23 protein-coding genes and 1 tRNA gene are annotated in these 20,920 nt (G+C 52.0%); 10 read left to right on the top strand and 14 right to left on the bottom strand.

What is annotated here, in order from left to right:
* The first annotated feature begins 326 nt into the window (after nucleotides 1-326).
* Nucleotides 327-689 (top strand): hypothetical protein, encoded by a 363-nt coding sequence (locus HF327_RS04965; protein ID WP_169107185.1) that lies wholly within the window; start codon nucleotides 327-329, stop codon nucleotides 687-689.
* 457 nt (nucleotides 690-1,146) lie between these two features.
* On the opposite strand, the gene HF327_RS04970 is transcribed toward HF327_RS04965, so the two are convergent.
* From HF327_RS04970 to HF327_RS22325, 4 genes are all read right to left on the bottom strand, one after another.
* Nucleotides 1,147-1,710, bottom strand: coding sequence for a hypothetical protein (locus HF327_RS04970; protein WP_198460417.1), 564 nt, complete (start codon nucleotides 1,708-1,710; stop codon nucleotides 1,147-1,149).
* A gap of 100 nt (nucleotides 1,711-1,810) precedes the next feature.
* Nucleotides 1,811-2,302, bottom strand: coding sequence for a hypothetical protein (locus tag HF327_RS04975; RefSeq protein ID WP_169107187.1), 492 nt, complete (start codon nucleotides 2,300-2,302; stop codon nucleotides 1,811-1,813).
* A 5-nt stretch (nucleotides 2,303-2,307) separates the two neighbouring features.
* Nucleotides 2,308-3,096: a hypothetical protein gene (locus HF327_RS04980; protein WP_169107188.1), complete on the bottom strand. Its 789-nt coding sequence runs from the start codon at nucleotides 3,094-3,096 to the stop codon at nucleotides 2,308-2,310.
* Nucleotides 3,097-3,104: 8 nt separating this feature from the next.
* Nucleotides 3,105-4,463 carry a site-specific integrase gene (locus tag HF327_RS22325; RefSeq protein WP_169107189.1) on the bottom strand — a complete coding sequence of 453 codons (1,359 nt, stop codon included), beginning with the start codon at nucleotides 4,461-4,463 and terminating at the stop codon, nucleotides 3,105-3,107.
* Nucleotides 4,464-4,589: 126 nt separating this feature from the next.
* On the opposite strand from HF327_RS22325, the gene msrA reads away from it, so the two are divergent.
* The 3 genes from msrA (at nucleotide 4,590) to HF327_RS05000 (ending at nucleotide 7,998) form a co-directional block, all read left to right on the top strand.
* Nucleotides 4,590-5,123, top strand: coding sequence for a peptide-methionine (S)-S-oxide reductase MsrA (gene msrA, locus HF327_RS04990; RefSeq protein WP_169107190.1), 534 nt, complete (start codon nucleotides 4,590-4,592; stop codon nucleotides 5,121-5,123).
* An 83-nt stretch (nucleotides 5,124-5,206) separates the two neighbouring features.
* Entirely contained in the window at nucleotides 5,207-5,746 is a 540-nt protein-coding gene (locus tag HF327_RS04995) for a hypothetical protein (RefSeq protein ID WP_236024048.1), read from the top strand.
* 167 nt (nucleotides 5,747-5,913) lie between these two features.
* Complete coding sequence (locus HF327_RS05000; RefSeq protein WP_169107191.1) at nucleotides 5,914-7,998, top strand: TonB-dependent receptor domain-containing protein; 2,085 nt, start codon at nucleotides 5,914-5,916, stop codon at nucleotides 7,996-7,998.
* Nucleotides 7,999-8,062: 64 nt separating this feature from the next.
* On the opposite strand, the gene HF327_RS05005 is transcribed toward HF327_RS05000, so the two are convergent.
* A complete protein-coding gene (locus HF327_RS05005) occupies nucleotides 8,063-9,118 on the bottom strand; it encodes a tyrosine-type recombinase/integrase (protein WP_169107192.1) in 1,056 nt (351 codons plus the stop codon).
* A 173-nt stretch (nucleotides 9,119-9,291) separates the two neighbouring features.
* Entirely contained in the window at nucleotides 9,292-9,939 is a 648-nt protein-coding gene (gene pdxH / locus HF327_RS05010; RefSeq protein ID WP_169107193.1) for a pyridoxamine 5'-phosphate oxidase, read from the bottom strand.
* Nucleotides 9,940-9,974: 35 nt separating this feature from the next.
* Here pdxH and HF327_RS05015 point away from each other — a divergent pair, with 35 nt between their 5' ends.
* On the top strand, nucleotides 9,975-10,625 hold the full coding sequence (locus HF327_RS05015; protein ID WP_169107194.1) for a nucleotidyltransferase family protein: 651 nt from the start codon (nucleotides 9,975-9,977) through the stop codon (nucleotides 10,623-10,625).
* Nucleotides 10,626-10,698: 73 nt separating this feature from the next.
* Here HF327_RS05015 and HF327_RS05020 read toward each other — a convergent pair whose 3' ends face one another.
* From HF327_RS05020 to HF327_RS05030, 3 genes are all read right to left on the bottom strand, one after another.
* Complete coding sequence (locus HF327_RS05020; RefSeq protein ID WP_169107195.1) at nucleotides 10,699-11,316, bottom strand: superoxide dismutase family protein; 618 nt, start codon at nucleotides 11,314-11,316, stop codon at nucleotides 10,699-10,701.
* 104 nt (nucleotides 11,317-11,420) lie between these two features.
* A complete protein-coding gene (locus HF327_RS05025; protein ID WP_169107196.1) occupies nucleotides 11,421-12,059 on the bottom strand; it encodes a gamma-glutamylcyclotransferase in 639 nt (212 codons plus the stop codon).
* Between the two features lie 211 nt (nucleotides 12,060-12,270).
* Nucleotides 12,271-12,798 (bottom strand): nuclear transport factor 2 family protein, encoded by a 528-nt coding sequence (locus tag HF327_RS05030; RefSeq protein ID WP_169107197.1) that lies wholly within the window; start codon nucleotides 12,796-12,798, stop codon nucleotides 12,271-12,273.
* Between the two features lie 260 nt (nucleotides 12,799-13,058).
* On the opposite strand from HF327_RS05030, the gene HF327_RS05035 reads away from it, so the two are divergent.
* The 4 genes from HF327_RS05035 (at nucleotide 13,059) to HF327_RS05050 (ending at nucleotide 14,873) form a co-directional block, all read left to right on the top strand.
* Nucleotides 13,059-13,394, top strand: a complete 336-nt coding sequence (locus HF327_RS05035; protein ID WP_236024060.1) for a PRC-barrel domain-containing protein — start codon at nucleotides 13,059-13,061, stop codon at nucleotides 13,392-13,394.
* Nucleotides 13,395-13,694: 300 nt separating this feature from the next.
* Entirely contained in the window at nucleotides 13,695-13,877 is a 183-nt protein-coding gene (locus HF327_RS05040) for a CsbD family protein (protein WP_169107199.1), read from the top strand.
* 188 nt (nucleotides 13,878-14,065) lie between these two features.
* Nucleotides 14,066-14,142: transfer RNA gene (locus tag HF327_RS05045), tRNA-Met, on the top strand.
* Nucleotides 14,143-14,630: 488 nt separating this feature from the next.
* Nucleotides 14,631-14,873 carry a hypothetical protein gene (locus HF327_RS05050; RefSeq protein WP_169107200.1) on the top strand — a complete coding sequence of 81 codons (243 nt, stop codon included), beginning with the start codon at nucleotides 14,631-14,633 and terminating at the stop codon, nucleotides 14,871-14,873.
* A gap of 284 nt (nucleotides 14,874-15,157) precedes the next feature.
* Here the strand turns inward: HF327_RS05050 and gloA are convergent, their stop codons facing one another.
* From gloA to HF327_RS05075, 5 genes are all read right to left on the bottom strand, one after another.
* The gene (gene gloA, locus HF327_RS05055) at nucleotides 15,158-15,613 is read right to left on the bottom strand and encodes a lactoylglutathione lyase (protein ID WP_169107201.1); all 456 of its coding nucleotides are present in this window, start codon (nucleotides 15,611-15,613) and stop codon (nucleotides 15,158-15,160) included.
* 277 nt (nucleotides 15,614-15,890) lie between these two features.
* Nucleotides 15,891-17,057: a mandelate racemase/muconate lactonizing enzyme family protein gene (locus HF327_RS05060; RefSeq protein ID WP_169107202.1), complete on the bottom strand. Its 1,167-nt coding sequence runs from the start codon at nucleotides 17,055-17,057 to the stop codon at nucleotides 15,891-15,893.
* A gap of 28 nt (nucleotides 17,058-17,085) precedes the next feature.
* The gene (locus tag HF327_RS05065; protein WP_169107203.1) at nucleotides 17,086-17,790 is read right to left on the bottom strand and encodes an SDR family NAD(P)-dependent oxidoreductase; all 705 of its coding nucleotides are present in this window, start codon (nucleotides 17,788-17,790) and stop codon (nucleotides 17,086-17,088) included.
* A complete protein-coding gene (locus HF327_RS05070) occupies nucleotides 17,780-18,745 on the bottom strand; it encodes a Bug family tripartite tricarboxylate transporter substrate binding protein (RefSeq protein WP_169107204.1) in 966 nt (321 codons plus the stop codon). Before HF327_RS05070 ends, HF327_RS05065 begins: the two co-directional genes overlap by 11 nt.
* 78 nt (nucleotides 18,746-18,823) lie before the next feature.
* Complete coding sequence (locus tag HF327_RS05075; protein WP_169107205.1) at nucleotides 18,824-19,762, bottom strand: dihydrodipicolinate synthase family protein; 939 nt, start codon at nucleotides 19,760-19,762, stop codon at nucleotides 18,824-18,826.
* A 122-nt stretch (nucleotides 19,763-19,884) separates the two neighbouring features.
* Between HF327_RS05075 and HF327_RS05080 the strand changes: the two genes are divergently transcribed.
* The gene (locus HF327_RS05080) at nucleotides 19,885-20,838 is read left to right on the top strand and encodes a LysR family transcriptional regulator (protein ID WP_169107206.1); all 954 of its coding nucleotides are present in this window, start codon (nucleotides 19,885-19,887) and stop codon (nucleotides 20,836-20,838) included.
* Nucleotides 20,839-20,920 lie beyond the last annotated feature (82 nt).

The following is a 20,920-nucleotide window of genomic DNA, read 5'->3' on the forward strand; positions in this document are numbered from 1 at the left end:
TAAAAAAGTCGATAGCTGATTTGAGAAGACAGACAATTCAAAAACAAAGAGGGTTTAATTTAAAAAAATGGTTGTTAATCCGATTGAGGAAGACAGGTTTTTAGAGTGGTCTGATTTAATCCGTTTTTATAGTCGAAGACAAAAGACCAGTCTGATTGAATCCGATTTGTTTTTGAATTGTCTGTCTTATTTAATCCGATTGATTTTTAGATAAGTTGAAAGGTGTCGAAGACACAAGACCCGTCCGATTAAATCCGATTCGATAGCCTTGACCTCTTGCCTACTTATTTTGAGTTGCTACCATAAATTTATATAAAGGAGAATTTATGGAAAATTTAGAACAAGAGAAAATTAGCAAGGTTAAAAGTAAATTTGAAAAAGAGCACACAAAGATTTCAGTATTTTTGAGATTTGATCAGATTGAATATTTGAACAGAGAACATGTAGAGCCTAATGGTTCAAATATGTCTTTGGTAGTAAGAAATGCCGTTGATATTTTTATTGAAAAAGAAAAGAAGCAGAAACTGACCATTTTAAAAAAAGTGCTCGGTGAAGAGGTTTATGAAAAATTGCTTCGACTTTCTAATAATTATGGAAAAGAGATTGAAGCAACTATGATTGACCTAGTTGAATTAAACTGCCAGCCAGAAGCAAAACAAGAAGAAGTGATTGACGATCAATGGAAGTAAGTTTCAACAGTTTGATCACGGTAGTGAATTGGACTGGCTCGCCCAGGTCCTTCTAAAACAAAAAAGCCACTCATTGAGTGGCTTTTGTATTTGGACTGTGAAAAATTTTCGTCGCAGGGAAATTATTTTTAATTCTAGGTTGATAGTGTTTAATATATCTTCATTGATTGGTATGTATTTAATGGAAGAATGATTGTATTTATCCTGCATCTGTCAAACATTCTTTATCAAACATACAAAAAGGGCTTCCATGACCAATCGTGAAGTCTTTTAAATCAATGCCTGTGGGGCTTCCGTGAAATTTATAGGGGCTTCCATGAGGGGCTTCACCGATCATTCGTGAAGTCTTTTAAATCAATATCGTTGGGGCTTCCTTGAAGGGCTTCCCTGAGTTTTTTGGAGCTTGACTTGTGATTGCTTCATTTCTATGAGGTCGTAAAAAATCCCCTTTCGGGGATTATTTTTTGAAGCCAAAAATATCTTCTATTTCTTCAATTGTTGGATTGCTTGGGTGATCTTCTGGAACTTCTGCATTTTTAATTTTATCAACGAGAATTTGGCTGTTGTATTCTTTGAATGTTTCAAAAAATGCTGTTTTACGGCTCAAATTTCTATGAAAATTAAATTGCTGTGGGTTCATATGAACATAGAGCAATAACCCTTTAATGTCGTTAAAAACGGGTGCCTGTGGAACTTCTAACACCTGCAAGACAAGTGGGGTAGTGTTGAATAATTTAATGAAGTTTAAATCTTCGAGTTGTTTTAGGTATCTTGTTATATGACCGTCGTTTATGCCTAGTTCTTTTGCTAAACCTGTTTTATTAATTTCACTATGAACACCAACAAGACCATTTTTATAAGTGACCTTGCAAGCAAGGTGAACCATTATTTGAAATAAAGTATTTTTTTGTCTTGGTATCAAGATTAGTTCATTGAAAACTTTTTTATTTAATGTGAAGTAGTTAAATTCTTCATTTGAGTTATTGACAAGGCTGGATTTATTATTTATATTTAATGACATAGGATTCCTTATTTTTGTTTTTGTCGTAGAATTCATTAAAACAGGTTATCCAAAAAAATCAAGCCCCAGTAATGGGGCTTATTTTATTTGGCTTGTTCATTCATTTGAAAATATGCCACCCTTCTATGCTTCTAAAACTTATGTATTTTCCTATCTGATTTTCTAGCAGTTTTAGATTTTCTTCAAATTCAAATTGAGCTTTCATACTTGATTCGTGCAATGACGACAAATCAAGTCGATCCTTTGTGAGATTGTTTTCACTCTCATATTTGTATTTCTTATGAAATAATATTTTTGCACCGTTTTGCTGAATTTTTCCAAGAATTTCATAAATCCCACTATTTTTCTCAAAAAGAAATTGTGATTCTCTGTATGCCTTGGTGAACCGTCTTGATTCTTCCTGTGCCTTATCATGTGGCTCATGCCAAGTCGCTTGAAAATATTCAAGTGCAGCCAGATAGATAGAAAATCGCTTGTTATACAAGTCCAATTTTGTCTTGGCACTTGAAATTTTCATTTGTAAAAATGACACTGAAAAAGAGCATGCACTTATGAATATCGCTGCTCCACTTAATATGGTTGTGTTGTCCATAAATATTAAAAATCTATTATAGGTTGCTTCATACTTGCATCTGAAGGAAAAACAGGGTGAAGTGCATTAGGCTTAATTTTCAATGCCATTTCTACAAATTCTTTATCTTCCTCAATCACGTAAAGTATTTTGAATTTTTTTAATCCAATTTTTTCAGACCTTCTCAGTTCATATAAGTTTTTTCCCCTAAAATTTATGGTTCTCATCAGTAATGAATAGAGGCCATAATTAAATTGATTGTCTATTTCTTCAATTTTTTGTGCGATCAATGAGTTGCTATTTATGTTTGGAATTGACTTTAGAAAATCGACCAAATCACTTTTCTTTGCCTTTGCTGGAATTGTCAGTTGGTATTCAGTGCATAGTGATTTAAGTTCGCTAACTTTTAATTGACTAAGCGCCTCTTCGCTTGTTGCTGGTGTAAATACTTTCTTTTGTGGGAAGTTTGTTGGAAATCTTCCAAATTTTAAAAATCTGCTATTCCATTCCTCGTATTCATTCCATTTCCAATCTCTGCCTTTGAAATATTTATCCCAGACGATAGAGTGATAACCTCCCATGTTTAGAAATCCACCATCGCATTTTTTTATAATGGATTGAATTTCTTTAGCTTCACTTTCTGATAAGCCAGATATGTCGGAAATCATTGTTTTGAAAACCTCGTCATAGCATTCAAAAATCTCCTTCTCTGGTTTTATTGTTGGCATTAAATTGCTGTATTGAGGTGGAGTAGAACTTGTCTTGACAGGCTCTTCTTTTTTGGTAAATGATTTTAAAAAATCGAAAATTCCCATGGTTTTTCCTAGTTTGTGAGTTCAATTAAAAGAGCTAGCAGTTCATTTTTTTCTGATTCGCTAATGTGGTTTGATTTCTGTTTTTCCTTCAAGTGATTAAGTCGTTTCAATTTATTTACATCGTCCAAAATTGGGGTTAGATAGTGCTTGTTTGTAATGTCTGGATTGTCATGTCCAAAAGTTCGCAATGCTCCTAATTGTGTATCAGTAGTCATTAAACGACTTCTAACATGCAGTTCGTCAAATTTCCTAACTGACGAAAATCCTAAAATATTCGCAACAAGCAGGCTATTGCCATCAGCTTTTGAAAGTGTTCTTGAAATAGAGGTTTTTCTAAAATCGTGAAACTTTAAATCAAGTTTTAATCTTAAAACCTGAGCCCTAAAAATTCGATCAAAACCTGTGATCGTATAGGTGAAGAATCGACCGTCTTTGGTTTTCGGTTTTAGAGTAGCTAAAAATTCCTGAGCTTCTTTTGTTAGATAAACTTTTCTAGGTTTGCCTGATTTCGTATGAATAAGCTGAATGTAATTTTCTTTAACTTGCTCTTGCTTTAAAGTGATAACTTCACTTCTTCGCATTGAGGTTATTAAAGATAAATTACATATCTGGTAAAGCTCTGGATTGCTATAATTTTTGAAGTCGTCAAATATAAATTTTATTTCTTCGTCTGACAAAAATCGTTCTCTTTTGAGAGAGTTATTTTTAATCAAATCTCTATCGTAATCACGACAAGGATTTTTTAAACCTTCCAGAAATTCAGAGAAGTATTTAACCTTGTTGAATACATTGGAAATTTGAGTGATTTCTCTTTGAATGCTAATGGGCTTCATGCCCATTCGTTTTCTTGTTCTAATGTAGTTATTTATGTCAATAGGATTGATCTTCCTAATGTCATAAGTCCCAAAAAATTTATAAATTGGATTTTCTGGATCACCAATGCCTAGTTCTTCTTTTTCTTGATAGGTGCTAGTCCTATCAAGAATAGAAGTTCTCAAAATGGTATTGAAGAAAGAAATAATGTTCGCTTTTGACCTTCTTTGTAGTTCAGTTGTTGAAGGTTTTGTTTCAATGTAATCACGAATGTATAACCTCGTGAAATGTTCAAAAGTGAAATTATTTCTATTTTCGTTATCTAACTTATATTTTTCCTCTTCTGTTTGTTCGACTGAATAAATTAACCTTTTTCCTCTGACTGTTTTGGAAAGGGTTAAGTACTCTTTTGCTTCATTGAAATTATCAAAAACTTTTGATCTCTGTCCCTTAAAGTCTTTACGGGTTATCCTTACACGGTAGGCAGTTCCGACAGTTCCGTCTTTGCGAGTCCATTGGATTTCTTGTATGCCTCTGACTGGTGAACTTGCCACAGTTGACCTCTAAAATTTGGTTGTTTGATAGGTGAATTTTACAGTGAACAACCAATGATTGCCAGGGGGTGTTTTTGTGCTGAAAAGGCTGTGAATCCTTGTAAAACAATGGCTTAGGAGAGAAAAATGACAGAAACTATTGTTCTTGGCGGTGGTTGTTTTTGGTGCACTGAAGCTGTCTTCGATCGCGTGCGCGGCGTGCTTGATGTGGAAAGCGGTTACGCCAACGGCCACCTAGATCATCCCAGCTACGAGGATATTTGCACGGGCCAGACCGGGCATGCTGAGGTGGTGAAGCTGGAGTTCGACCCGGCCGTGATCAGCCTGCGCGATGTGCTGCTGGTCTTTTTCGGCACGCACGACCCAACCACCTTGAACCGGCAGGGCAACGACGTGGGCACGCAGTACCGCAGCGCCATCTACACCACGACGGACGCACAGGCGGCTACAGCGCGTGCACTGCTCGATGAAATGCAGGCTGAAAAGGCATTTGATGCCCCGGTCGTCACCGAGCTGCAGCCCATTCAAAAGTACTGGCCAGCCGAGGACTACCACCAGGACTACTTTTTGCAGAACCCCAATCAGGGCTACTGCTCCTTTGTCGTCGGCCCCAAGGTGCAGAAATTTCAAAAGGCTTTCACGCGCTGGCTCAAGGATTGAGCGAGGACATTGCTACACTCTGCAACCTTGCGTTGGGTTTTGTTCCAACTCGCAGACTCCGGCCTTTTCCAGCCCTTTAGACCTTGTCCTTCCCCATTCGCCAGCGTACTCACCGCCGCTCAGCCCGTGCTGACGTTCGCGTAAGCCTGCGTGAAATCTGGATGATGCGCTGGAGTATGGGTTGGCTCACGACCCTGCTGGCTCTGGCCATGGTGCTGAGCCCCGCGCTGGGGCAGATGCACCGTGCAGTCCATGCGGGGGCGACGCACAACGCGGCTCACGGCCAGCATTGGGGTCATGCAGCGGCAACTACAGCGCTGCTGACGCAAGCCACGGTCGTCCGTTCTGCGGCGGATTGCGTCAGCTCCAGCAGTGATCGCAGTGGCTGTGCCTCCGACCTGTCATGGGTTCATGCGCTGTTCGCGGGCCACGGCCCGGCCGAGTGTCAGCTGCTTGATCAAGCCAATCATGGCTATGCCGGGCCGCCAGCCGTGGTGGCCTTTGTGGCCCCCGTTCCGGCGACTGCGCTGCCCCAGCCGTATGCGCCTGAGCCGCGAACCATCTTCTTCGCCGCGCCGTTTGATGCGCGCGGACCTCCCTCACTTCTCCGCTCCATGGCGTAGATCGCTTCATGCTTTGGCATGAAGAAGTATTGACGCCCACAACTCCCAAACTGATAGCTGATAGCGCTTGATTCATAAGCGCTAGAGCCAGTTTTGATTGAAATTTCCGTGCGCGTTTCACGTGGCCGATGATGGCCCGCGTGCGCACGGTTGTTGGTGGAACTGAGATGTCTCAACGTTTTTCTAAATTCTCTCCGCGTCGTTTTCATAAGGCGACCCAAGCGGCGATGCTCATGAGCACCGGCCTGGGTCTGCTGGCCTGCTCTCCCTTGGTTTTTGCGCAGCAAGAGACCAGTCTGGGCGAGGTCACGGTCTCCGCCACCGGCATGGCCGCAGGCGATATGGCCACGCCCGTGCAGGTGCTGGGTGAAGAAGAGCTGCGCTTGCGCCGCGCTGCCACTCTGGGTGAAACCTTGGCGGCTGAGCCCGGTATCAATGCGAGTCACTTTGGCGCAGGTGCGAGCCGCCCCGTGATTCGCGGCATGGATGGTGCGCGGGTCTCCATCCTCAGCGATGGATCCGAGCTTCTCGATGCATCAACGATCAGCCCTGACCATGCCGTGACGACCGAGCCTTTGCTGGCCAGCCAGATCGAGGTGCTGCGCGGCCCGTCCGCCTTGCTTTACAGCCCAGGCGCCATGGGCGGCGTGGTCAATGTGCTGGATGGAAAGATTCCTACCCGCGTGCCCGAGAAGGGCGTAGAAGGCTCGGCCGAAGTGCAAGCGGGCACGGCCGCAGGCATGTCGGCCGGTGCGTTCTCTCTGACCACAGCCACTCCGCTCAAAAACGATAACGGCCAATTGGTGCTGCATGCCGAAGGGGTGGCCCGCAACGCGGGTGACTATCGTGTGGGCAGCGGCTGGGGTCAGAACAAGGTACCGGGCAGCTTCAGCCGGGGCAACACCGGTAGCGTGGGCCTGTCCTGGGTGGGTAGTCAGGGCTATCTGGGTCTGGCCTATACGCGCCAGCAGGCGACTTATGGCTTGCCCGGTCATCAGCACAGCTTTGAAGGCTGCCACGCCCATGGCGATCATCTGCATTGCGGCGATCATGGGCATGAAGGTGAGGGCCATGACCACGATCACGCTGAAAGCAGCAGCGTGCCGGTGGTTGATCTGACCAGCGAGCGCTGGGATCTGCGCGGCGAATGGCGCAAGCCGACTGCCGGTATTGCGGCAGTGCGCGTTCGTGGTGGCTTGACCAACTATCGCCACGATGAGATTGAAGACGGCAGCGTGGCCACTCAGTTCAGAAACAAGGCCCATGATCTGCGCCTGGAAATGGAGCACGAGCCGATTGCTGGCTGGCGTGGCACGCTGGGACTGCAGACGCTCAAGCGCCGCTTCAGCGCCACTGGCGAGGAAGCCTATGTGCAGCCCACCGACACGCAGCGCAACAGCCTGTACCTGCTCGAAGAATATCGCTGGCAGGACTGGAGCTTTCAAGGCGCTCTGCGCCACGACCGCCAGCGTGTGGAGGCCGAACTGAGCAACGAACGCCGCAGCCACAGCGCCACATCGGCATCGCTGGGCACGGTATGGAAGTTCCAGCCCGGCTACAGCGCCACGGCCTCGTTCACCAGCGGCAGCCGCATGCCGACGGCTGAAGAAATGTTTGCCAACGGCTTGCACATGGCGACGGCGACTTATGAAATCGGTAACCCCAACCTGTCACGTGAGCGTTCGCAGGCACTTGACCTGGGCCTTGCCAAAACGGCAGGTGATACGAGCTGGAAGCTCAACGCCTATCACTACCGCATCAAAGGCTATATCTACGGAGCCACGCTGGATGCGCATGAAGGCCTGCAACTGCTGCAATACACGCAGGGCGATGCGCGCTTTACCGGCTGGGAAGCGAAACTCACCCAGCGTCTCAACCGTGATCTGAGCGTGACGGTGTTTGGCGATGGCGTGCGCGCTCGACTGGAAGATGGCTCGGCCTTGCCGCGCATTCCTGCACTGCGAGCCGGTTTGCGTGTCAATGCGCGGGTCGCCAAGTGGGATACCTTCGCGGAATGGACACAGGTGCTGCGCCAGAACCGTACGGCTCAATACGAAACTCAGACCGCTGGCTACGGCATGCTGAACCTGGGCGCCAGCTACCAGTGGCAAAGTGGCGGCAATCAGTGGCAGTTCTATGTCAAGGGCCAGAACCTGACCAACCGCCTGGCCTACGCCGCCACCTCATTCATCAAGACTGCAGCGCCGTTGACGGGCCGTAATCTGGTGGTGGGGCTAAGAATGGATTTTTAAGCCTTCTCAATAAGCACTTCAGTGTCTGATTGGCAGGTAGCCCATACGCAGCATGGGCTACCTGCTATAGATAATGCTGCAAATGACGCAGGGCTCGTGTGCTGTTCACGCCAATGCGGGCGATGACTTCCAGCTCAGGCTGCCCTGCGCGCAGCCACTGAACAATGGCGGTATTGCGCAGCACCTGTGGGCCCACGCGCTGCAGGGGAGACTTCTGGCTGCCCTCGGCCTGCGCTTCGTGCGCGCGCTGAATGATTTGTGAGGCGACATGAAACAGCATGCGTACCGACAATTCACCGCCCCTGCGTGAATAAAACACGATGTGATCGCCATCCACCACCGTCGGGCCGCGCTGTGCAGCGCTGAATCTGCGCCAGTCCAGCAGTGCTCGGGCGACGGATTCAGGCAACTCAAGCAGTCGTTGCTGCGCGGCACGGCCGCCCTCAATCCGCAAGAAGCGGGGCAGTGCAGGCGAGGTATCTGCTATCTCTTTAGATAAGCTCTCCCAAGCCAGCTCTGCGCTGGAGCGCAAATCCTTCCAGAGCAGCGCACGTACTTCTTCAGGGGCCAGCGCCATTTCATACAGCAGCAGCACAATCGCCCGGTCACGCGCATTCTGATACCCATCGGCCAGCGGAAAGTGGCGCGGCAGAGATTGCCAGAGCAGGGGAGGCAGGCAGTGGCCCTTGCCATCTTCTGAGGGTGGGCGATCTATGGGCTCCAGCCCTGTGGCTGGGTTGGCATGAATCCAGCCGTGCTCCATGGCGTGATCGTAGATACGCTCCAGCAGCCGCCAGTAACGCCTGCGGGTCACCGGGCTGATCTTGCGCTCGGGGTGGTGATGCGCCCGCTGCCCATCTCGAATCTGCAGAAAATGCTGCACATCCACCGCAGTGGCCTGGTGCCAGTCCTTGGACTCATGGGCGAAAGAGGGCCTGCGTGCCTTGTCTTCGGTAAAAGCCGCGCCACTCAGATGCCAGAGCCAGGCCTGCCAAACCTTTTCATAGTTGCCGTCGGGTGAGGTATCCAGCGCATCCCAGCCTTTGCTGCCTTCATGCTCCAGCCAGTCTCTAAAAACTGCCTGTCCATTGGGTAAGAGCGTTGCCTGAGCATCCGTCATTATGCGATTCCATTTCCTAGCAATGCATCTAATGTAACTTACATGAATTTAAATTCAGTTCTTAAAAAAGATAAAGAACCAACCACGAAACGTTAATCAGTAAAGAGGGCGAATTTCGCCACGAAACCAGCCCTCTCTGCATCAATCTAGAGATGTATGCCTGCCTAACGATCTCAGGGTGCCAGACGCTCCCGGATCCAGCTCTGGCCGTCTTCACGGTAGCTCAGACGATCGTGCAGACGGCTCTTGCGGCCTTGCCAGAACTCCCAGCGGTCCGGCACCAGTCGGAAACCGCCCCAGTGCGGGGGGCGGGGAGGATTCAGCAAGAACTGGGCGCTGTATTTGGCCGCATTGGCCACCAGTACGCCGCGGCCGCTGATGATCTGGCTCTGAGGACTGGCCCAGGCGCCAATGCGTGAATCCAAAGGGCGGCTGGCAAAGTAGGCGTCGCTTTCCTGATCGCTGACTTTTTCCACGCGGCCTTCGATGCGCACCACCCGCTCCAGCTCCACCCAGTGAAATTGCAGCGCTGCAAACGGGTTGCCTGCCAGTTGCTGGCCCTTGCGGCTGTCGTAATTGGTGTACCAGACGATGCCGCGCTCGTCATAGCCTTTGATCAGCACAATCCGCGTGCTGGGGCGCATGTCGCCGCCCACAGTGGCCACCGTCATGGCATTGGGTTCAGGGACCTCGGCGCTCACAGCTTCCTGCAGCCATTGGTCAAACTGCTTCAGTGGATTGGCGTTGGAGGCGGATTCGCTCAACTCTGCGCGCTCGTAGCTTTTGCGCAGATCGGCAATGGAAGAAGATAGTCGGCTCATGCCCCATATTCTGCCGCGCAGCCAACGCCAGCGTTATGCTCAACCGCAATATGCAGCAAGAAGTTTTTGTCAGCCCTCCCATCAACCTGGAGCAGCCCTGTGTGCTGGTTCTCGCCGCAGGCAGGGGAGAGCGCTTTCTCGCCTCGGGCGGCACCACGCACAAACTGCAGGCCATGCTGGGTCCGCAAACTGTTTTGCAGACAACTCTGGCCGCTGTTCAGGCCTCAGGCCTGCCCTGGCATGTGGAATACGGCCCACACCCCGGCATGGGCGACAGCATTGCCGCTGCCGTCAAAGCCACAGCCTGTGCCAATGGCTGGCTGATCTTGCCGGCTGATCTGCCGCTGGTGCAGCCCCAGACGCTCAAAACACTGGCTTTACAGCTTTTGAGCGCTGATGCGGGCGATGCTGTCTTGCAAGTCATACAGCCTTTCTATCAAGCCGAGGATCAAGCGATCAACCAAGCCCAAGAGGGTCTGAAGGGTCACCCCGTGGCCTTCAGCCGCGCAGCTGCACAGGCGCTGATGCAGTTGAGGGGCGATCAAGGCGCATCCACCGTCGTGCGCAAAGCGGCAGAAAACCAGCAATTGAAGCGCTGGGCGTGTGATGACATCGGTTGCGTGCTGGATGTGGATACGGTCCAGGCCCTGGCTCAGGCCCGCAAAATCTGGCAAGAACGCCAGTAAAAAGCTCCAGTCGCAGTCATGAAAAAGCCCCTGAAACAGGGGCTGGGATCAAGACATTGAGGCTAAGACCAGCTTACGCGCCGCGTTCAATCACCGCACAAGCCAAGCGAGCGCCAGAGTTGCCTGTGGGCTGAGTGGTGTAGTCATCGGGGTCGTTGTGCACGATCAAAGAGCGGCCCAGAATACCGTTGCTGCCTCGGTCCAGCGTGAGGTTCTTGCTCACAAAATCGATAGTGGCAACGCCTTGTGTATCCGCATCCAGACTGGGTAGATCACCCAGGTGATGGGCCTTGCTGTCACCAAATTTGCCATGCGCCTGCTGCGCAGGGTTGAAATGGCCGCCAGCGCTCAGACCGTCGCCGCTGGAGCAATCGCCTTTTTCATGAATGTGAAAACCGTGTTCGGAGTTTGGTGCCAGCCCTTCCACGCGCCCCTGCACGCGAATACCGCCTTCAGCCAGCGGAAAGAACTGCAGCGTTCCCGTGACCTGGCTTCCCTTGGTTGATGCCAAGCGCGCGATGGACTGCACGCCCTTGCTCCTGGCCGCCGCCGGTTCAGCGGAAGAAGCTGTAGACGTGGGTGCGGCGGTGTTGCTGGCAGTTGAACAAGCCGTCAGGACCAAGGTGGCTGCGAGCGTCAGGCCTGTCCAGACAGGGCGAGAACAGAGGGCGGCAACACGGTTCGGGAACATGGCAATCTCTCCAGCAATCAAAAGACTTATTGTGCCGAAGTGGCCCAAAGTTTCAAGCCATTTTGCCTTGTAGCCCAGTCAGAGTAAGTGCAAGCAGCTATGTTTCAAATAGCAAGCGACTGTGCTTTCTGCAGGTTCTGAGCATGGCGGCACTCCGCATAAGCCAGCAGCCGCTTCAAGGCCTTGTCATCAATGCCCAGCCGCTGCAGCTCATCAAAGGTGGCCTGCGCATAGTCCAGCGTCGTTCCATAAATGCCCTGCGCCTGCGAAAAAATACGGCGATAGTCTTCCGGCGCCAGCTCACCCGTGTGGTGCGGGCTTTGGCGCGACAGCGTAAACGCCAAAGCCTTCACCGGCCCGTTGCTCGTTTTGCAAGGCAGCCAGCGTGGGTCATAGACGGCATTGGGCATCTCGCGCTGCCAGAGCTTGCGCATCACCGCATCTGCCTCCGCACGAGGAATGCGAAACACCATGCCCTGGCAACTCCCGCCCGAGAGCATGCCAAATACCAGCCCCGGAGTCTGAGGCGTTCCGCGGTTGATGGTGCTCCACATTTTGAGAGCACGGTGCCAGCCGTGGACATGGCCTGCGTGGCGCTCACTAAACTCAAAATCAGGCCGCCAGATCAATGAGCCATAGCCAAAGACCCATAAATCCCCGTCTCCACCCCATTGCGCCAGAGTTTGCTCCAGCATCTGATCTGCGTTGCGCATGGATGTGTTGAACAAGGGCAGGGTGGACATGAAAACTCCCCAAACTGGCTTTAATGCTGAATGAACCTCATGTATAACGCGCCACATCGCTGACGGTGCACTTGCTATGGGTCAAAGCACAGGTTCAGAGCGTAAAAGCAACGTCTTTGTTGCGCCTGTATCGCTAGCTGTTCAATAAATGGCCCGATACGGCTTGCGCTGCATCGGGCGTAATTCTTTGATATGGGCACTTACCCGGGCCTCAGCTGTTCTCAATAAACCCCGCAGCAGGCGGCTCACCCAGCGCCAGAACCTTCTCCGCTCCATCCCCGTCAACCTGACGCATCACGAAAGAGCCTCTTTGAAAGCGCATGCTGCGAATCTGCCAGCGCCCATTCACACGCTCGTACTCGTCGGTGTACTGGCCCGAGAGATTGACGATGGTGCGCTCCTTCACATTGACCTGGCAGAAATCCAGGTCCCACAGGCCTACGGCCTGATCTGCCCCCGTAAAGCGGATTTGCGGGTTGTGCCCGTGGTGCATGTCCTGGATGGAGGGGTTCTTCACGGCCAGCTTGGTAAAGGTCTCCACCCAGCCGTCGCGGCTGGTGAAAGCCGGAAAGCCATCTGCCTCAATCACTGCGCCATGTTCCACGAAGCATTCGCGCATCACATCAGCGTGCTTGCGGTCGCAGGCACGCAAATACTGAGCTTTAAGCGCCTGTATGGCTTGCAGGTCTTCAAGGTGCTGCAAGCGCTGCTGTATCTGCACCAGAACCAAATCGCTCATTACTTGTCTCCCATTGGTTTTGTGAACGGTGATTTTTCAAGAAATGCTCAATTTCACGAAAATCCACATCAGATCAAACTGATCTGAAGCGAACAACCTGCTTACAGGCTAGCTTCAGAATATCCTACAAAGAGAGCTGGCTGATGGGCTTAGATTGGGGTTTCTTAAAAAGTAGCTTAGGAGCCTAGATGTCCATTAAAGCAATTGTGGCCGTTGGTTTTGCGGGTGTGTTGATTTCTACCCTAGGGTTGACACCTGCCATGGCGCAGCCCGTCGCCGGTACGGCCGTCCTTGGGGTGACAGTCAGTGAAGTTCAAGCAGTCGCCACAGGCTGGAGCTTGAAGAAGTCGGTTCTGGGCAAGTCTGTCTATAACGACGAAAACCAAGCAGTCGGCAAGATTGATGATGTGATCGTTGCTCCAGACAACGCGATTTCCTATGCAATCGTTGGTGTGGGTGGCTTTTTGGGTATGGGGAAACATGAAGTAGCAATCCCAGTCAGCCAATTCAAGGTCAATGCAAAGAAGATCACACTTCCTGGCGCAACCAAGGATGCTCTAAAGGCGCTACCGAAATTTGAATACGCCAAGCAATAAATAGTTGCTCCATAAGCAAAGTAGTCTGGCCTATCACCAGTAGGATGTAGGTTGAAATCCAGCTCTGGTAACCAAGCCCTGATCGGAACGTTCAGCGCTTTTTCGTGTGTTGCGAGAGATTGCTGAATTTGGGCTATCTCTTGTATCCAGCCTCCCACAGTTATTGAGTGTTAGTAATTGATAACGTGTAAGAGAGCGCACCACAAAGAGCAGCCGCCTAAACTGACGGTCTTGCTTGGGTTCATGACTTATCTTTTAGAGGTAGCCGCATTTCGCGGCTTCTCACACAAGGAGTTGAAGATGAACACTGATCAAGTCAAAGGTACTCTCAAGGATGCAGCCGGCAAGGTGCAGGAGAAGTTCGGTGAACTGATTGACAGCCCGGAACAGGAAGCCAAGGGTATTGCCAAGCAGGTCGAAGGCACTGCTCAGAAGAAAGTCGGTGACTTGAAAGAAGCGATTCACGACGCGTCCAAAAAGTAATTCGCCCCCAGCGTATTCAGCAAAGCCCGTCAGGTTCGCCTGCGGGCTTTGTTAATTTCTTTTTGTGCGCGTCGGTCGAGTGCTGGGTTTCCGTACATGCTGTGAATTTGTTCATGTGTGCTACAATCAGCTGGTCGGGGAAAGAAGCTGGCGCCTAGGAATGGTGGCCGGCCCCCGACGCGAAATATCGCGAGGTGGAGCAGTCTGGTAGCTCGTCGGGCTCATAACCCGAAGGTCGTTGGTTCAAATCCGGCCCTCGCAACCAATAAAGCCCTGATCGGAAACGGTCGGGGCTTTTTGCCATCTGGCTGTCATACTGCAGAGGCAAGATACGCATCGCTGGGTCTGGTTGTAGCACTGAAAGATGGCTTAACCCCTGGCGCGAATTCCAAAGCCCTGGCCTCAACCGCTGGGGCTTTTCCCTTTGTCTCCTGTCAGCCAAAAGCTGACACTTGCCGCCTTGGTTCGCCTTGGCGGTTTTTTGTTTCTGCTGTCGCCGAGCACGTCCGACGATCACGCCACAGTGCACAGCGGGCGGATCTCTGAAACCATGGCGCGATTCGCACTGAGCCCGTAGCGGTGCGCGTAGCTTGTTATGAATGCGTATGTCCAAAGAAAAGCCCTCAAGGTTCACCTACGGGCTTTAGTTTTTGGCTATGCGTCTAATGCTCGCCATTCAAGATTTTTGACAATCATGAAATATTCTTCTTGGCGTCTGCTTTTACGCTCCGTCTTGTCAAAAAGGAGAGGGGAATGCAATTAGGCGTTATTTACGATGTTGTTGATCGTCAGCATCCAACAATGGAAGTGGGCCACTTCCACAATGGACGCTTTTTCAATGCAGTGAAGAGCCCGCCTTTTCATGATGGAGACATCACGGACAACGAACTCAGGTCACGTGCGAGTGGTGGGAGCACTGTTTTGGGAATTATTGAAGGCTTGGTGATGATCCGCAATGGTGGTGGAAGAGTGTTCGATCTCATCCCTCGCCAGTAAATTTTCTCCTTGCCAGCTAATTACCAGCCCATGTCGCCCAGGGCTCGCCTTGCGGCTTTTCATTTACGCCGCCGCCAAGCACGTCTGACGATCACACGCATTGCAGTCACAGGCCGAGGCATCAATGCCTTGTAGTTTCACCTTAAGCTGTTCTTATTGCCCAGGTTCGCCGCATCGGGCAGTAAGCGTATCGCCGTACAACAAGGAAGAGTATGGTGGCAGCTAACATCAGAACTCAAAAAGAAAGAGCCCGGTTCCTTGCGGTGTCGGGGCTCTTTTCTAGTTTATGCGTTGCGTAGCGGATCAAATTCTTCGTCAGCGGTGGCACTCTGGCGGTCGGCCATGTAAGCCCTTGAATTCATTTGTATGAGTTCAATCTTGTAGCCATCGGGGTCTGTCACAAAAGCAATCACCGTGCTGCCGCCTTTGACGGGGCCTGCTTCACGCGTCACATTGCCGCCAGCCGCCTTGATCTTGTCGCAAGCAGCATAAGCATCCGGCACACCCAGAGCGATATGCCCATAGGCTGTGCCCATTTCATAGCTCTCTGTGCCCCAGTTAAAGGTCAGCTCAATCTCTGCCTGGTCGGGGTTGCCGCCAGCAAAGCCTAGAAAAGCCAGCGAGTACTTGTACTCTGTATTTTCAGAGGTACGCAGCAACTGCATACCGATGACATTGGTATAAAAATCAATAGAGCGCTGGAGATTGCCAACGCGCAGCATGGTGTGGAGAAATCTCATTCCTTTATTGTGCCAGCCAGCTCGCAGCATTGCTGACGTGGCAGTTATGCCAGGAAACCAGCGGCTCTTAGGACTTGTGCAATTTCTGGCTGAACCATATTGATACCGCGTCTTGAACGCAACTGCTCGTGCAGCGCTATTGAAAAACCAAGTCGTTTAACGATGACCTGACAAATTGGGGATTGCTGAAGTCAACATCAAGCAGTAGGACTACTCTTGAATCAACAAACAATGTTTGTTGTTTAGGAAGCAGTCCACCTAATCATGCCGTATTGATTCAGTGGGTCAGCGCCAGCATTTCCTTGATCAGATCAGACTTCCCTTCGAATCCAATGCCAGGGAGTGGGGGAAGCGTCACATAACCGTTCTCCACCTTCACACCATCGGGGAAGCCGCCATAAGGTTGGAAGAGGTCTGGATAGCTTTCATTGCCACCCAGGCCCAGGCCGGCCGCGATGGCCAGTGACATCTGGTGCCCGCCATGGGGAATGCAGCGGCTTGGGGACCAGCCGTTTTCCTTGAGCATGTCCAGCGTGCGCAGGTACTCCACCAAGCCATAGCTCAATGCACAGTCAAACTGCAGATAGTCACGCTCGGGGTTCATGCCGCCGTGGCGGATCAGGTTGCGGGCATCCTGCATGGAGAACAGGTTCTCGCCAGTGGCCATCGGGCCTTTGTAAACCTCGCCCAGCTTGGCTTGCAGTTCATAGTCGAGGGGGTCGCCGGCTTCCTCGTACCAGAACAGAGGATACTGCGACAGGGCCTTGCCGTAGTCGATTGCGGTATGGAGGTCAAAACGACCATTGGCATCAACGGCCAACTGTTGCCCAGGGCCCAAGATTTTCAGTACCGATTCGATACGTTCGCAATCCTCGGCGATGCTGGCCCCGCCGATTTTCATTTTGACGACCGAGTACCCTCGCTCAAGATAGCTCTCCATTTCCTGCTTGAGTTTGTCCAAGCCCTTGCCGGGGTAGTAGTAGCCGCCAGCGGCATATACAAAAACGCGAGGATTGGGTGTGCCGTTGCCATAGCGCTCAGCCAGCAGCTGGAACAGCGGTTTGCCTTCGATCTTTGCGACTGCATCCCAGACGGCCATGTCTATGGTGCCGACCGCAACCGATCGCTCACCGTGACCGCCGGGCTTTTCATTGGTCATTATGCAGGCCCAGATTTTGTGGGGATCCAGGTTCTCGCCGCTCGCGTCAATCAGTGTGGCCGGATCAGCTTCGAGAACGCGGGGGATGAAACGATCGCGCATCAAGGCACCTTGCCCATAACGACCATTGGAGTTGAATCCGTAGCCAATGACCGGCTTGCCATCGCGGATCACGTCCGTTACCACCGCCACAAGACTGAGGGTCATCTTGGAGAAGTCAATGTAGGCGTTACGAATGTCGGACTTGATAGGACGTGTTGACTCGATGATGTTGACGATTTTCATGGTTGCTTTTCTCAGTGCGCGTTGATGTTTATTGCGACAGGGACGATCCGCCGCAGATATTCAGGTTCTGACCGGTGATTGCCGCTGCTGCGGGTGACAACAGATAGGTGACCAGCGAGGCGATCTCGTGGGGCTCGACAAGGCGGCCCATGGGAGGCATACGGGGAGCGCTACCTGCCCGAGCGGGGTCTTTGAGCATGGGCGTGGCTGTCGCACCCGGCGAGACCACGTTGACCGTGACGCCGTTTGGCGCCACTTCCACGGCCCAGCTGCGTGCCATGGCGATAACAGCCGCTTTGGTGGCTGCGTACTGGCCGCGCCCTGGCAGGCCTTGAGCGACCCTGCTGCCAATGAAGACCACGCGACCGAAGCCGCGCTCGACCATTGAGGGGACCAGGGCGTCAGCCAACAGGGATGCCGCATCGACATGGAGTTTCCACATCAACTCACCGGCCTTGGCATCCAGTTTTCCGATTGGAGCGACTCGAAGTACCCCTGCGGCATGGACCAGAGCATCGACGTGGACAAGACCCGCCGCCACGGTGCTGGTCTGTTGCTGATGGCTCAAATCCAGCGCTTGATGAGTGAATGCGCTTTGCTCTATCGTTGCCGGTGACAAGTCGACACCGGTGATGCGCCAGCCTGCAGTCAGCAGCTCTTCACAGATGGCTTTGCCTATGCCGCCACTGCTGCCTGTGACCACGGCGTGCAGTTGTTTGGCATCATTCGACACGGATTTTCCCTTCGGTCACGATCTTCTGGGAGCGTTCCATGTCCGCCTTTTGAAATTTGGCGAAATCCTCAGACGTACCGGTGGTGGCCAGAATGCCTTGCTCCTTGAGTTTCTCCTTCATGTCACCAGACAACGCTTTGTTGACCTCGGTATTGAGCTTTTTGCTGATGTCAGCAGGCAGCTTGGCTGGTCCCCATAGGCCGTACCAGCTGTAAAACTCGTAGCCTGGAATGGTTTCGCCGACAGTGGGCACGTCTGGCAGGCTAGCTGCACGTTCTGCAGAGGTAACGGCCACTACGCGCAGCATTCCGCTCTTGTGATACTGCAATGAGCCAAGAATGGGGTCGATAAATCCGTCGATCTGGCCGCCAATCAAGTCCTGGAAGGCCGGTGCGGTTCCTTTGTAGGGAACGATCAGATAGTCGAGCTTGCCTGCTCGCTTGAGCAGCTCGGTGGACAGGTGACCAGCAGAGCCTATCGAGCCCACCGCAAACGACATTTTTCCTGGGTTGGCCTTCGCATAGGAGATCAACGACTTGATGTCCGTGATGGGCAATCTCTTGTTGACCGCAACCGACAAAGGCGCTTTGGCAACCAGGGCCACAGGGGTGAAGTCTTTGTCCACTGAATAGGGGACGGTCTTCATCGTCATGGGCGCCGTGGTGAAGGTTGAGGCATTGAAAAGCAGGGTGTAGCCGTCAGCTGGCGCCTTTGCCACCACGTCACCACCTATCACTCCGTTACCGCCGGGACGGTTTTCGATAATGAATGACTGTCCCATTTGCTCGCTGAGCTTTTGTGCCAGTTGTCGCCCTACTGTGTCCAATGTGCCGCCCGGTGGAAACGGGATCACGACCTTTACCGTCTTGTTCGGGTAGGCTTGTGCCGAAGCCATGCCGGCGATGGTCATGGCCAGGGTACCCATGGCCAGTTTGATGAAACTCTTGCGTTGCATGTTCTTTGTCTCCTGTCGTTTTTTTAGGAAAGTCCATGGCCGTGGCGTCTTTGTGAGCCACGGCAAGCGAAATCGCTATCAGCGCTTGAGCAAACCGGCTTGTGCGACGGCGGCGCGCAGGGCTGCCATCTCGCTTTCGTTGGGAGCTTCGGTCGGGGGGCGCACCGTGGCGTCATCGATCACGCCAGCCAGGTACATACCGCCCTTCATACGGGCATGGGCTTCACCGGTAGGTTCGCCACCGCCGTACACGGCATCCTTGAGGGGGGTAATGATGGCTTGCACTTCCATGGCCTTCTTCAGGTCGCCAGCCTTGACGGCATCCCACAGATCGATGATCAACTGGGGAATGAAGGTAGCAAACCCGACGAGCGCACCATCAACGCCTTGCACCATGGAAGCCAGCAGATATTCGTCGTGGCAAGTCAGAATGGCCTTGCTGGCATCCGCTTCACGGATAGCCTGAATGTCGCGGGCATATTTGTTCATGTCGCGCTGACCGACCTTAAAGGCTTGCAGGTAAGGCAACTTGGCCAGTTGTGCGAGCAGCTGCGAAGAGTACGAAGCACGTGTCCATGCTGGGTATACATGGCACACCAGATCCAGGTCGGGGGCCGCTTTGTGAATGGCATCGAAATACTGCAACGCATGTTCCGCGGTGAAGCCAAACCGCAGCCAGTGGTGTGGAGGCATCACATCCAGGGCCACGGCACCGGCTTCCTTGGCGGCCCGGGCATGTTGCGCAGCTTCGGCCAGACCTTCACACACGATGGACGAAATGACAGGCAGACGGCCCTTGAGTTCGTCTGCCACGATGCGGGTGACTTCGGCGCGTTCGGCAGGGGTGAGGGAAAACACTTCGCCGGTGTGCCCGTTGGTCATGATGGCGACCACACCGTCGTGGCCGGCGAGCCAGGATGCGAGTTTGCGCAGCGCCGGTTCATCGATCTTGTGATCGGGGGTGAATGGGCAGGAAATCGCGGGGATGATCCCTTTGTAGTTGGCAATTGATGGCATGTATAGTCTCCGGACGTTGGCTTTGTTGATCTGAGATGCCATCATTTCTCAGAGCGCAATTCAGCACCAATACTAGAAATGCATACAACTATCTAGTTCATAGAACTCAAAGAGCGCAGAGCATGGGACCTAGTAATCGCAACCTGGATTTGGAGTGGCTTGAAGACTTCATCGCGCTAGCCGAAAGCGGAAATTTTTCCCGTGCTGCCGAAGTCAGAGCGATTGCTCAACCTGCTTTCAGTCGTCATATCCGTGGGCTTGAAGAGTGGGTTGGCGTCGATCTGTTTGACCGAAGCGCCCATCCGGCAGTACTGACGGCTGCCGGCCGGCGTTTTCTGCCCTTGCTTGAAGCCGTGCTGAGCGACCTGGAGGCAGCCAGAATCAAGGCGCTCGCTGCACATAACCAGGAAGAGTCCACGTTGCGGTTTGCGGCAACGCATGTGCTGTCGTTGACTTTTTTTCCGCGCTGGCTGGCTGAAATCGAGTCACGGCTGCACATAGGCGCTTTGCAGACGATGTCGGACAGCTCTCGCAGCTGTGAATTCCTGATGTTCCAAAGGCGGGTGCAATTCGTGCTTTGCCATGGGCACGCGAGCGTGCCGGGAAGGCTTGACGAGCAAGAGTACCCCATGCTTTTGTTGGGCCGGGACATGCTGCTGCCGGTGTGTGTGCCGCACCCAGACGGAACCATGGGCAAAGCGCTGCATGCTATTGGCAACACACCGCCGGTGCCGGTGCTGGCTTATAGCGAGGACTCAGGGCTGGGGCGGATCATGAGATCGCTGCTGCGGCCTAATTTGCCCAAGACGGGCAGGAACACGTCGGAATCCGATCTTCAGGAGGTCTTTACGGCGCACCATGCAGTGCTCTTGAAGACGATGGCTTTGGAGGGGCGTGGTATTGCATGGCTGCCCCAATCGCTGATCGCGGCAGAGCTGGCCAATGGATCCTTGGTCGGTGCCGGCCCCAAGGCCTGGAATATTCCTGTCGAGATACGGATGTACAGACAGCGCTCAGAGATGTCGGACAAGGCTGAAGCCCTGTGGGAGCTAGCCAAGAAGCAGGCTCTTGTGTGATCTGATCAGAGAAACCAAGAGCTTCTTTTCGTTGTATTAGCTGTTCCCAGTATTCAAAATGGGCGGTATCGATTGTTAAATT

This window comes from Comamonas suwonensis (assembly GCF_012844455.2).
Lineage (GTDB): Bacteria > Pseudomonadota > Gammaproteobacteria > Burkholderiales > Burkholderiaceae_C > Comamonas > Comamonas suwonensis.